We start from the raw sequence: 12,722 nt of genomic DNA on the forward strand, positions 1-12,722 counted from the left end.
ATCTGTCTATAAACATTCAATTCATTTTTGCTTCTTTCTCAGATAATCAATAGATTTGAATTATCTAATTCTTTTCACATGAAAATCCTGAACCGGCATTACATATTGACGATTCTATGCCTGTTCGTTATTTCATCCGAAAAAGCAATTTCCCAGGATAAGGTAACAATCGACAGTTTGCTGACTGTTATCAATCATGCTACATCCGATTCGACTAAAATAAAATCGCTTCTTGATCTTTCAGCCATCTATTTCGCTTTCGATTATTCAAAAGCGCTTGAATACGCCGGTGAAGCAAAAAAGGCAGCCGCTGAAGCACGGTTAAAAAAATGGGAGTCAAAAGCCGACAATGCTTTCGGGAACGTATACATCTCAACAGGCGATTATAAACTGGCTTCACGCTATTATTTTGGTGCACTTCATTATTACGAAAGCATAAACGATTCTCTTAATATAATCAGGCTGCAGACTAACCTCGGAGCCTTGTACGACAGGCTTGAGGATTACGATAAAGCGTTGTCGTATTATTTCCGGGTACTTGAACTATTCAACCTGATAAAGAATCCAAATAAGAAAGAATACCCGCTTACATCGTTGTATAACAATATTGCCAATATCTACCAGACAAAAGGCGATACCACATCAGCGCTCCAGTATTACAGGAAATCTTTGCAGAAAGCCCGCGAAACAAATAATAAACCCGCACAGGGAATTGTATTGAATAACCTCGGGAAATTGTATTTAACCGACCTTAACCGGCCAAAAACGGCACTTCCCTATTTGATTGAAGGTTTGCAGGTGAGGGAATCAAACGGTGATAAAGCAGAAATCGCCCGTTCAATGATTATTTTATGCGATTATTACCTGAGACAGGGAAATGCGTCTGAGGCAGGTAAATATGCCCGTAAAATAATCGCCCTTGCCAGCGAAGTGGGTTCAATCGATCTTAAAAGCAAAGCATACCAACAGCTTTCCGCTGTTGAAGAAATGCAGGGCAATACAAAGGATGCGCTTGAGAATTATAAATTGTTCAAAGCCTATAGTGACAGCATCCAGAAGCAATATGCACGAAGTGAAATTGAGCGTCTCCAGATGCAATATGATTTCGAGAAGGCTGAAAAAATCAGGGAAGCCGATACGCGCCAGGCAAGGATACGTTACCTTGTAATCATCATTGCACTGGCAATCGGCCTGCTGGTTACGTTATTGATCACACGGATAATAAGTATCCGCGCTAAGGAAAACGATTTGAAACAAAAAGCCCTTGCCGGTGATATCGAAATCAAAAATAAAGAGCTTACCACCAATGTAATGTACCTGGTTAAGAAGAATGAACTGATTAACAGCATCGCAGAACGGTTGCTGAAGGTGAATCATCAGCTTCCTGTTGAAAGCCAGGCCGCCATTCATGATATCATCATCGAACTTGAGAAAGAAGGCGACAGCGACTCCTGGAAAGAATTTGAACTGCGTTTTAACCAGGTGCATCTTGAATTTTACAATAAACTCAGGCAGAAACATACAGGACTTACCCCTTCGGATGAAAAGCTTTGCGCCTTTCTGCGACTGAATATGAACACAAAAGAAATCGCAGCTATCACCAAACAACAAATTAAAACAATTGAAGTGGCAAGAGCAAGACTCAGAAAGAAACTCAATCTTACCAACTCAAGCGCTAACCTGGTTACCTACCTGATGAATCTGTGATTGCTAAGGTAATTTATAGGTGCTGAAATCCCTAGTTATAGAATTGTTAGGGTACTAATTCTTCGTTATAGTCATTTAGTATAGGCTTGTTTTTTCTTCTTTATAAGAGTAATCCTTTCCTTTGATTACCCAACTGCTTTTCTTTTACAATGAATGAATTTGATATAAACAGGAAACTGCTGGAAGACATGATCACGAGGCGGCAGAAACAAACCACCGCATTCCGGAAAATTCTTATGGAGATTCAGAAAAAGCTGCATGAACTTGAGAACAACATATCCTCAACAGAACCTAATGGCCCTCTTCACAAAAAATAACCTATTTCATATGAAAATTAACCGATCATCTCAAGGCAAAAGAGTTATTATCACGCTGGCGATCATAATGTTTTCGCTTGCCACTTTTGCCCAGGTAACGTTCAAAAACGGAGTACGCACCGGCCTCATCAAGGTGAAGTTTACCCCTGAAATGGCAGCAACTGTTTCGCAAAAAATGAAAACAGCCATGCATACAGAGGCTTATTCAACCGGGATCAGTACGTTTGATGCAGTAGCCCGAAGTGCAAAAGCTTCTAAAATGTACAGGCTGTTTGATTATGATCCGAATTTTGAATCAAAACTCCATAAACACGGATTGGATTTGTGGTATATAGTGGAGATAGACACGGCACAGGATCCGCGATCGGTGGCCATCCAGTTTAACTCACTAAAGGGGATTATCACTGCAGAACCGGAACATGAAAAGGTACTTGGTCCTTATTCAGTGATCAAATACAAAGCAGGAATAGCGACAAGTGATGCCCTGCCCTTCAACGATCCCCTTCTTAAAGACCAGTGGCATTATGATAATGCCGGGCAACTCGGCATCGGTGATGCGGATATAAACCTGTTCAACGCATGGAAGAAAGCAACGGGCAGGTCCGATATCATAGTTGCCGTGCATGACCAGGGAGTGGATGTAACGCACGAAGACCTGAAGGATAATATGTGGATTAACCAGTCTGAATACACAGGCACCAAAGGAGTTGACGATGATCAGAACGGTTATGTCGATGATATTTACGGATACAATTTTGCTTTGCGGAAAGGCGCTATCGATCCGGGATACCACGGGACACACGTAGCAGGGACTATTGCAGCCGTGAACAATAACGGTAAGGGAGTCTGCGGAATAGCGGGTGGAAACGGTACAGGTAACGGGGTGAAGATCATGTCGCTCCAGATTTTCGGAGGTGATGCACTGTATGAGAAGACTTATATTTATGCAGCCAATAATGGTGCTGTAATTTCACAGAACAGCTGGGGATACCAGGAACCGGGAGTTTTTGATGTATCCCTTCAGGACGCGATTGATTACTTTGTGGATGAAGCCGGTGACTACCCGGGCAGTCCCATGAAAGGCGGCATTGTCATATTTGCCGCAGGAAATTATAATATGGATGGGGAATGGTATCCGGGGTATTATGAAAATACCCTTTCCGTAGCCTCAATAGGTCCCGAATGGAAAAAAGCAAGCTATTCGAATTACGGAACCTGGGTTGACATATCGGCCCAGGGTGGCGATACGGAGGCCTACGGCTCAAAGGGCGGTGTGCTGAGCACTATTCCTGGAAACCAGTATGCTTACCTCGAGGGAACTTCAATGGCATGTCCCCATGTTTCCGGTATTGCCGCACTGGCACTGGCAAACAGTCCGAAACAAATCACTAATTCTGCCTTATGGAATTTACTGGTTACCGGAGTACGGGAAATAGAAGAATTCAATCCCGATTTCACCGGCAAACTGGGCAGCGGGGCAATAGATGCCGACCTTGTAACTCGTACCGACATGTCAAAAGCGCCTGCGGCAGTGACCGGCCTTGCTGTTGATGCCATGGCACAGGACCTTGCCATTTTATCATGGACTGTGCCTGCCGATGAGGATGACATTCAACCGCTGAGCTTTGAATTGTACTATTCAAATCAGCCCCTGGTAAAAGAAAACCTTGCAGCTGCACGCAAAATCGAGATACGGAATAACCGGAAAACCGGTGAAGCATTTACATATGAAATAAACAACCTATCTCCCCTTACTCAATACTATTTTGCACTTACCTCATCCGACAGGTGGGGAAATATTTCAGATATTTCCAATGTGGCAACCGGAACTACAAACCAGGGCCCATCCATCAATGTGGATGAAAACAGCCAGGCCATAGATCTTTCCATTGATGCTTCAAAGGCATCTGCCGCCACGTATGACATCACCATTCTGAATGAAGATATAGGGTTGCTCCGGTGGAAATATTTCATGAGACATAAAGAAGTCACAGCAGATGTTAATTCGGCTAAAATTCATTACCCGGTTTCAGGCACATTAAGTGCGAAACCTGTAATTGGAAGACTCACAGCAAATCCTTCACCTAAGGCTGTTAAAAATTCCGGTCCGGCAGTTTCAGCATTTACTTCTTCTGAAAAAGCCCTGGCTTCCTGGCCCACAAATATTATCGGGGAAACGGATATCCGATTGACTAATTCTGCTGCAGGAAAATTCTATATTTCTGAAGAAGAAGGCTTCAATCTCACGGGTGTAAGATTGTACCTCAAACATGATCCGGTTAACGGACCGGTGATCATTGAAATTTACAGGGGGAATCAGCTTCCTTCAAAGGAGAACCTTCTTCTTGTACAGGAATACACTAACTGGAATAATTCTGAAACCTTCGCTGACATAACCCTCCAGGAACAGCTTTTTTTCAATAAAGGAGAAAGCTTTTGGATCGTTTATCATGTTCCGGCCGGCAACCTTTTCCCGCTTGGAATCGGTTATGAAACGCAGGATGACGCTTCGGCAAACTGCCTGATCTCTTTTGATATGGGCAAAAAGTGGCAAAGCCTGGAGGAGGCTCTCGGATCAAAAGATTTTGCATATGTTATGGCTGCCAGAAGCGATTACGGATACCCGGGAAACTATATGACCCTGACACCTGATTCGGGAGATATTGAAGGAAACTCCCGTGATACCGTGTTGCTTTCAGTTGACGCATCCGCTCTCGTTAACGGTAGTTATTCCGCCAATGTAGTGCTCAGTTCAAATGATGCCGTAAAGCCTCAATTCAGGGTCCCGGTAACATTTACAGTTACAGGCCAGAAACCGCTGATTAAACCGTTGGATATTCAGGATTTTGGTCCTGTTTTCAGCGGAAAAACCAAAACCATTGATCTTTTAATCGAAAATACAGGGTATGGTAATTATACGGTTTCGGACTTCACAATTGACAATGCAGAATTTACATTGCCCGAAGGAAGTCCCTGGCAGGTAAAAGCCCGCTCTTCAGAATTGGTAAAAATTCAGTTTACTCCTGCCCATATCGGAAATTGCAACGGCTTGCTTCATGTAAGCAATGGTATAAACGCGTTTGACATTCCGCTGTTTGGTACCGGGATTGAAACATCAAAAATTGAAGTAAATCCGGCATTGCAATCGTTGAATGATGTTACAATCGGTGATACACTTCATGCACAGGTGACAGTTGCCAATACCGGCAAATACCCCCTTAAGTATTTCATTCCGGGCTTCGATACAAAGGATATCAGCACCAACTGGCCGGCCGCTTATCACAAGTATGGCTACAAACTTCGTTCAAACCGCGATGGAGAAACAGATCCTATTCCTTATGAATTTGAAGATATTTCTTCGACCGGAAAGAATATTACTTCTGAGATCAAATCGGAATATAATTATTATTCATTGAACCTCGGATTTGATTTCCCTTACTATAACCGGGTGATGCACACCATTTACATTGCCAACAAAGGATTTACCACATTTGACAACACAGTGAATCCCATTAACATACCGATACTAAACAATAGCTGGAGTCCCAAAGGTTACATTTCACCCCTGGGAGGCTATTTTAACTATGAATTTGTAAACGGACAGGTGTATTACAAGACGTATCCTGACCGTATCATCCTCCAGTACGACAAAGTGGGTGACGGGTACAATGGTACAGTCACTGCTCAAATGGTGATTCATTCCAACGGAAATATCAGGTTCTATTATGATGACATGGGATACGATGCCAATGGCCAGGGTTCACTTACCATTTTGATGGAGGACTATGATCAGACAGACGGGATCATGGTACATAACTGGTCAAATCCGGTTGAGTTGCACAGCGGGCTGGCGATTGGTTTTGATTACCCGGGTCCGGATATTATTACGGAAATTTCAAATGGCTCGGGCTTTGTAATGCCGGGGAACTCGGCAACAATCGACATAACCCTGTCGACAGCATCTCTTGTTGAAGGAACCGTGAACCGGTATCTCAATGTCATAAGCAATGATCCCTCGAATTCACAATGCAATCCGCTTGTCCGTATTAACATCACTAAAGGCGGGAATGCGTTGCCCGCAGTCTCGTCTGACACAATTAAATTCGGAGATGTATTCAAAGGCGACAGTAAATCGAGGACAATTACAGTTAAAAACAACGGGACAGCTTCCTGTACTGTAAATGCCTGTAACTGGACAAACGGAAAATTTTCAATTAGCGGAGTATTACCGGCAATCGTAAAACCCGGATTATACAGCACCTTCACCATCCATGTTCCATCTGTTAATTTAGGCCCTGTAGAAGATCATCTTGTCCTTTCTTATAATGACGGATCACACGACACCATTTACGTTAATGCCCGCATAGTTGAAGCTCCTGACATTCTTACGGACCTGTCGGCAATCCATGCCGGCCTGAACCGGGGTGAAACCGCTGAATATCCTTTCGGAATAAAAAATACAGGAGCCGGTGCACTGGAAGTAAGCGTTGTTGGAAAGGACTGGCTGTCATTCACTACTGAACAGAACCCGGACGCAACGGGATATGCTTTTGAAAAGAGCAATTCAGGCGGAGTGTACCAGTGGACTGATCTGTTTGAGAATGGTGGTATACACCTTCCAGTGGCCAAAGATCCGACAGATAAGGAACAGTTCTTCAAAAAAATCGGGCTTCCCTTTGCATTTGAGTTTTATGGCAAGCCATATGACTCACTTAAGATTGCTGAAAACGGAGTGGTAACTTTCGACCAGGATCCGGAAGTAAGCTTCTTCACCGACACCATTCCCACAACCATGTTCACCGGACCGTCGATTATGCCATGCTGGTCGTTTGGCGGATTCGACTTTGTTAATTACAATCCCGATGAAATCGGTATTTTTTATCAGGCAGACACGAACAAGGTAGTCATTGAATGGAGGTACATTCTTGATAATTTCGGAATGGGTGATCCTTTCTCATTTCAGCTTATGCTTTTCCGCAACGGAAGCATGAAATTCCTTTACAAGCCTGAATTGGGTAAAGTTGACGCCATAACAGGCTTTGGTGCTGTAGGTCTCCAGGAAAACAGCGGCAACGGTTTCATGATCAACGATCACATGGCACTTGATCATGGTGATGGTCTTGTCTTCACAGTGGTACCGGTACCCGGTTACCTTGTCGATCCCGGGGCTACATTGAACGGCACAATAACACTGGATGCCCGTGAAATTTTTGCCGGGAACCATATAGCGGATCTTCAGGTGATTTCTAATGTTCCTTCGAAAGAATCTCTTTTAAAGCCTGTTGATCTTACAGTAACAGGAAGCATAAGTCTGGAAATGCCCGATACAACAGATTTCGGAGAACAAATCACCTATTCGGACGAATCAGGAATTCACAATTATTTCACTGACCTGGTTATTAAAAATGACGGCGAAACTCCCCTTGAAATCACCAACATTTCAATGTCCGAAGAAACGCAGCCGCTTGCATTGATGCTTTGGACTGAGGGGAACGAATGGTTCCCGGGCTATTGGGATTACGTATTCAATATATTCTCACCCATGGCATGGGAAACACCGGTTTACAAATTGATGCCCGGAGACAAGCTGAATGCAAGGGCAGCTTTTTACCCTGAATCAGAAGGTGATTATATTAACGATGTAATCCTCACCACAAATGCCGGCGAAATGCGTTTTACGTTAAAGGGAAAAGCATTGGCAGCACCCGTTCTCGAAGTGGATCAGACACCGGTACAAATTACGATGATACAGCCAACCGAATCAGCTGATCAATCCATTGCCTTTAACAATATCGCAGGAGGATCAGAACTGAGCTACCGGATCGGAATAGAGTATTTCAGGCCTGTTGAGAATATAATACCTTATGAAAAATATGTTCAGGGCGATTCCATAACAAATCTGAAAGCAGTTCCCGCATTATCCTCACAATTGAAAGTTCCTGAAAGCGGTAATTACAACCGGACTTTGAAGTACACTGAAAAAACTTCTCCTGACGGATTCCTGGGTACAGGCGGAGTGGCACCCTTCTCACTTGCAGTTAAATTCAATGCCGGAACGAGCAGTTTCAACCTCAGCGATGTGGAAACATGGTTTAAACCTGAAACTACGGAATCAGGAACCATTGCGGCCGAGATCAGGGCCGGCGGAACCAATATTGTGAACTCAAAGGTGCTGGCACAGGGATCGGCTGTTTATACAAGCAGTGAAGAGGATAATACAGGGTATATACTTACAATACACATGGACGACACAGCATTTATTTATCCCGGCGAAGATTTCTACGTGATTATAACTTATCCTCTAGGCATTGCTCATCCGCAGGGATATGTAGATCGACAGGCGCAGATGGCAGGCCGTTACCTTTATTCGGATGAAGGAGCATGGTTTGACCTGCAGGATATTTATTCGTATAAAAAGTATGGATGGCTGATCCGGGCGCATGAAATGACACCGGTGGCCGGATCATGGCTGACTGTTGTTTCGGATACAACAGGAACCCTGACCATGGGTGAAACCGACAGTTTGAAACTTGTTGCTGACGGCCGGTTTGCACAACGGGGTACTCAGCATGCCAATGTGGTTTTCCGGTCGAATGATCCGTACCATGCCGAAGTAAAAGTGCCTGTTGAACTGCATCTGAATGATGCCCCACAGTTCTTTAACAGTCCCGGCCAGGTGTACATGAATGAAAATTCATCACGCACAATCAAAATTGATGTAGTGGATTTGGAGGGAAATGCATTCACCGTTAAGTCAAAGGAAAACTATGGCAATGCATCCATGTCGTTTGAAGACGGTGTTATGACCGTCCAGCTTAATGCATCTTACGGAGATGAAGGAGAACACGAATACACCTTTGTGGCTGAAGATGAACAAGGCGCCGCCAGGGAACATGTTTTAAAAGTAACAGTAGGTAATACAAACCAGGCACCTGTTTATATTGGTGCCGCAAATGCATTTAATTTCCATAAGACAAATGATGTAACTGAATTCTCAATTGAAAGCCTGTTTGCCGATCCCGACGGGGACCCGTTCACATTTACAGCCACAAGTGAGGATGAGTCACTAGCCAGAATTTATACTTCAGACGAGGGCATCATGGTTAAAACACTGGCAGTAGGTACAACATCCTTTACATTTACACTCACCGACAATCATGGAGCGGTGAATGTAGTGACAATGGAAGTCAGCGTGGATAATGCTTCGGCGGTTAATGATGTGACTGAAAAGCCGGTAATTATCTATCCGAATCCTTCAAAAGGATTGGCAACAATTGTGGCAAGAGATAAGGCCATAACGGGCATACGGATTTCAACCATACTTGGTGAAACCATACGGTTAATTCCGGCGGATAAGCAGGAAGAAGTTGAACTTGATCTGACTTCTCTTCCCCCAGGTACCTATATGATTGAGGTTTTGATGAATGAAAGAAGACATATAATGAGGATTGTCAAAGAATAGCAATAAACAGTAAGGCGCAGGGGCATCTGCGCCTTACTGTTTTCTAATATTTGCTATGAATGAATGGCCGGAGTGGTTTGGAAATCTAATTTAGAATTTTTCCCGCTAATTAAGAAAAGAGAATTGGAAGGGAGTTAAATGGGCATGAGATATAATTCATTAAATTTGAGAATCCTGATGCGTTGAATTAATCTATTCAGATGAACCGATACCAGGTTCTGCCGGTTGATGAGCGCTATAACGATACAATGATTGATATCGTAAGGAATTCTCCTATCCATGCCGGCGGAATGACTCTTTATTTTGATAAATCGCCGGATCTCTTCAGAACATCTGAATTAGCCTATTCCGGATGCAGACATCTTGGATTTTTCGCAGATAACGAATTGAAGGGATTTGCTTCGCTCGGATACCGGGAAGCCATCATAAACGGGCTGCTTCAGACGATATTTACTTTTTATAATTTCTATATTTTACCAGAGGCCAGGGGAATGCATTTTCCTGAAAAAGCAGCAAGAATTTTTTTACAGGAAGCATCTGAAAAAGCAAAATACGGCTATTACATTACAATGAAGGGAAACCGCAATGTTGAATCCTTTGTAATCAGGCAGAACCATCCCTGGAGCCCGCCGTACGGGATCGCGGATGAACTGGTTGTTAAATCGATCATTTTCTCATTTCCATTTAAGAATACAACCAAATATAAAGTCCGCAATGCAACAGCCAACGACATACCTGAAATCGTGCGGCTTTTAAACGGGGAACAGGGTCAAAGGGATTTCGGAAAAAGAACCAGTGAAGAAGAATTTGAGCATAGCCTGGAAAAAAGATCATTGAGTCCTGCGAACTACTATGTTGCCGAGAATAGTAAGGGTAATATAAAAGGAGTTTGCCTTGCGTGGGATTGTTCATCATTCAGACGGACCATAGTGGAACGGTTTTCATATAAGTTCTATCCTTTACTTTACACATACAGGTTACTTGCCCACATAATTCCCATGGCACCTTTTCCGCTTGCCGGTGAAAGATTCAATGAACTGACAATAACCGATTATGCTGCTGAAGACAGGGATATCAACGTGATGCATGCACTGCTTGCGGAGATTTATTACAGGAACCTGAACAGGAAGTATCATTTCATGAACTTTGCCAGTTGCCGGAATGATGATCTACTAAAAGCGGCTAAAGGGTTCCTGCACCTGGACATTATTTCGAATATTATCGTGTTCAATAACAATTCGGAACAGCCGGACTACACTATCCGGTTACCCTATATTGATATAGCCGGTCTCTGATATGATAACAGCCAGCAGACTCCCATTTTTTGATTGGTGCACCAGTAAAGAACTGATGGTTAAGGTGAGTGATCGGGTAAGCCTTAAGGTTTTCGCATTCATACCCGTTAACCTGAAGGGTAATTTTCCCTTTGTGATTGTTTCGGGACTTGCCACAATGATCGATAGTTTCCTTATTATTATCGGTGGCTTATCAAAGTTCCATCCTGTGTATTATGTTGAAACTAGGGACAAAACATCTTCAGTTATACAAGATGAGACCGATTATAGCATCCAGGCCATGGGGATGGATGTTTCTGAAGTAATTGAAATATTGAAATTTAAGGATAAGGAATACTACCTGCTCGGTTATTCGCTTGGTTCGGCAGTAATAGCCGATGCTTACAGGCATATGAAAAGTAAGCCGCGGCGTGTTATTTTCATGGAACCCACGGCGGAATTTAATTATCCGGGCTGGAGCCTTTTTGTAATAAGGCATCTCGGAACTTCTATATATTCAGTATTAAAACGGATTGCAAAATGGTATTTACTCAGGTTCGTTATTGATAAAAAACAGGACAGGCAAATGATGGTTATATCCTTTAATTCACTGGACCATGCTGATCCGGTAAAACTGAAGAATACAATACTTTCGGTGGCAGGTTATTCAATCTGGGACAGAATTACTGAAGTCAGGTGCCCTTCGCTCATTGTAGGCACAACCAAAGATGGGTTGCATAATGATGATCACCTAAAGAGAATGCTTAACTTGCTTGAAAAGGGGACTTACATTGATCTTGAAACAAACGAACGGACGCATAATGAAGATATGGTTGATGTAATTACCCGGTTTATCTCATCCATGCAATAGATGGTTCAAATCCGGATAAGATAGGTAGTATAAAACGGAAACCTATCTGTACCGGTATTAACCATAGACTTTTCTATAGTTTTATCTTTCCCGACCCCGCCTGTCAAGTGGTCTTTCTGCAAATACCGGTAACAGATCCGGGTGCCTGGCCGGCAAGTACTTTTGATTAATTCAATTGAATGAAAAAACTCTTCCGGATTCATCCAGTCGCCGAGGTTTGAAAAGTGAATTTTATTAAAAGAAGAGGTATTCTTATCCTTCATTACTTCCCGGAACGAAATATGCCTGAATTCAATGTTATCCCGGTTTTTCTGAAGACGGTTTTTATTGCGGGGTTGCAGGTAATCTGGGTATGAATCTTCGGTTATACATTTCCCCAAAAGGAAATACTGGAGGAAGTAATTTGAAGATGCCGGAGTGCCTGTGCAAAATTCACTGAACCGTCTGAAAAAGCGCTGGCCGGTATCTTCACCGGCATGGATCAGAGCCTGTTCACTCAGTCCGCGGTTTTTATATATCCTGGGATGAAAAGCAACCCTAAATAAAAGTTGAAGGATTTTGCGGGATGCTATTTTTTTGGAAAACAAACTTTCCTGTTCAACAAGCGAATTACATCGGATCAGTGCTTCGAGGTTTTTCCGGCCGATGATAATATGGCCGGCAAGGCGCATTTTCCTGATATATTTTTCAAACCGGCCTGTATTGACTGCTCCCTTTAAAATATAATTGATGTTCCTCTGCCAGAAATTTTCCTCGGCATCGCTCAGGAATGGCCTGATGTATTTCTCAAAAACAGTAATTCTCTCAGATTCTTTTAGTGGGGAATATCCCAGGAACCGGGCATTCAGGGGAAAATCCACATAAAGTGCAGTAATCCATTTCAGCCGGCATAACATGATCTGCGAAAGAGAGCTATCGATGGCTGTTATATGTATATTGCTATTCAGGCTTATCAATCCAAGAGGCACTTCGCCCCCGCTGGCAACCGAAAGAATATGATCACCATCATGAATATCCAGGACAGCCTGTTCGGTCAAAGGATCTTCCTGTGATAATCCAAAGTCAAAAAGGTTTTTCATGGATTAGATAAA

The 12,722-nt window shown here is 43.1% G+C and carries 6 protein-coding genes; 5 read left to right on the forward strand and 1 reads right to left on the reverse strand.

Features of this window, described 5'->3' with window-relative positions:
• Positions 1 to 78 precede the first annotated feature (78 nt).
• The 5 genes from VK179_16230 to VK179_16250 all read left to right on the forward strand — a co-directional run bounded on the left by VK179_16230 (position 79) and on the right by VK179_16250 (position 11,631).
• On the forward strand, positions 79 to 1,707 hold the full coding sequence (locus tag VK179_16230) for a tetratricopeptide repeat protein (GenBank protein HLO60300.1): 1,629 nt from the start codon (positions 79 to 81) through the stop codon (positions 1,705 to 1,707).
• A 149-nt stretch (positions 1,708 to 1,856) separates the two neighbouring features.
• On the forward strand, positions 1,857 to 2,024 hold the full coding sequence (locus tag VK179_16235; GenBank protein ID HLO60301.1) for a hypothetical protein: 168 nt from the start codon (positions 1,857 to 1,859) through the stop codon (positions 2,022 to 2,024).
• A 10-nt stretch (positions 2,025 to 2,034) separates the two neighbouring features.
• Positions 2,035 to 9,486 (forward strand): S8 family serine peptidase, encoded by a 7,452-nt coding sequence (locus VK179_16240; protein HLO60302.1) that lies wholly within the window; start codon positions 2,035 to 2,037, stop codon positions 9,484 to 9,486.
• A gap of 200 nt (positions 9,487 to 9,686) precedes the next feature.
• The gene (locus VK179_16245) at positions 9,687 to 10,781 is read left to right on the forward strand and encodes a hypothetical protein (GenBank protein HLO60303.1); all 1,095 of its coding nucleotides are present in this window, start codon (positions 9,687 to 9,689) and stop codon (positions 10,779 to 10,781) included.
• 1 nt (position 10,782) lies between these two features.
• Positions 10,783 to 11,631 carry a hypothetical protein gene (locus tag VK179_16250; protein ID HLO60304.1) on the forward strand — a complete coding sequence of 283 codons (849 nt, stop codon included), beginning with the start codon at positions 10,783 to 10,785 and terminating at the stop codon, positions 11,629 to 11,631.
• Positions 11,632 to 11,636: 5 nt separating this feature from the next.
• Here VK179_16250 and VK179_16255 read toward each other — a convergent pair whose 3' ends face one another.
• Positions 11,637 to 12,710: a DUF3419 family protein gene (locus tag VK179_16255; protein HLO60305.1), complete on the reverse strand. Its 1,074-nt coding sequence runs from the start codon at positions 12,708 to 12,710 to the stop codon at positions 11,637 to 11,639.
• Between the last annotated feature and the right edge of the window lie 12 nt (positions 12,711 to 12,722).

The organism is Bacteroidales bacterium, assembly GCA_035299085.1.
GTDB lineage: Bacteria > Bacteroidota > Bacteroidia > Bacteroidales > UBA10428 > UBA5072.